Origin of the sequence: Rhodococcus sp. NPDC078407 (genome assembly GCF_044542515.1) — a bacterium.
Lineage (GTDB): Bacteria > Actinomycetota > Actinomycetes > Mycobacteriales > Mycobacteriaceae > Rhodococcoides.
Window position 1 is genome coordinate 1 of the sequence record NZ_JBITUQ010000063.1, and the last position, 1,132, is coordinate 1,132.

The window sequence follows — 1,132 nt, forward strand, 5'->3', positions numbered from 1 at the left end:
GCCGTCACCGGGAGCCGTCAACCGCTACAGTGATCACCGCTACCGGGTGAGCACTTTCGCTGAGCGAAGTTGAGCACTTTCGATGAGCGCCATCAGTGGTGTAGTCCGCGGATCACGCCCACGAGCCCGAATCACTTGACCAGCGACACCGCGACGGGTCACGCCCTCAGTCGACGTGAACAAGTCCTGCCCGTACACGTTCTGGCGTTGCAGTCTGCCTGTCGAACCCACTGCGGAATCGAGACCAGCGGCACCGCGCCGAACATTCACCACCTGGTTGATGTCAGCGCCAAGCCGGATAGCTTCTGCGCCGGCACGGGTGAACGTCTTATCCTGCTGCTCGGCACTCAATGAGTTGAAGTACTTCACCGGGTCAGTGCGCACATCTTCGGTGTTGTCCTCCAGCGAAATAATCTGCAAACAGTCACACGAGGGATGACGTCTGAACGCCGCGTTGTAGCGGTAGAAGCGGCCCGCGAGGATCACACACCGTGAGCATGCAGGCGGGTTGATCATGCGGACATAGCCGGTGCTCGGGCGTGCCACCATAGACAGGGTTGTAGCCGCCCTGGACGCATCAGAAAGCTGAGTCTGCATGTATACGTGCAACTTGGAAAGCCCATCAGCCCAAGCCTTCTGAGGGCCTTTAGCTTCCGTCTGCTGACCTACCTGAGCGATTGCACCGTAGTACAACCCGTCCAACGTCCGACCGTCTGATGCGACACCCACCAGACCGTCCGTCACGGGGGTCGCAATCGGATCGACTGGAGTGCCCTGCTGGTCCAATACCTCCGCTGTGTAGCTCTCAGCCGTTGCTACTGCACGCTGCTGGCCGATGATGGTTAACTCGACAAGCTGGGCAACGTTCTTCTCATACCAGGCATCGAGGTCCAACGGTGGACGCTTGCCCCACACCTCATCGGCATAGCCGAGCAGTTCCATGGTGAGCCGTTGATGTGCTCGATAGCGTGCGACCGCAGCAGCGGGAAGCGCAGGCACATATGGGCTCACAGGTCGATGTCCGATACCTGGACTGGGGGACTGCCCCAGGTTTGGTTGACATCTGATCTGTGAGGATCGCTCCTCACGGTGGAAGGATGTTCACCATGCCGAAAGCGTTCCCAGAGGAGTT

At 59.5% G+C, this 1,132-nt stretch carries 1 protein-coding gene; it reads right to left on the reverse strand.

Annotated features, from left to right (window positions below; translation table 11 throughout):
• Positions 1 to 39: 39 nt before the first annotated feature.
• The gene (locus tag ACIGGF_RS25375; RefSeq protein WP_397523789.1) at positions 40 to 942 is read right to left on the reverse strand and encodes a hypothetical protein; all 903 of its coding nucleotides are present in this window, start codon (positions 940 to 942) and stop codon (positions 40 to 42) included.
• Positions 943 to 1,132 lie beyond the last annotated feature (190 nt).

What these genes read in the sequence shown, in the direction of transcription:
- ACIGGF_RS25375 (WP_397523789.1), bottom strand. Translation starts at nt 942, where the DNA reads ATGGAACTGCTCGGCTATGCCGATGAGGTGTGGGGCAAGCGTCCACCG.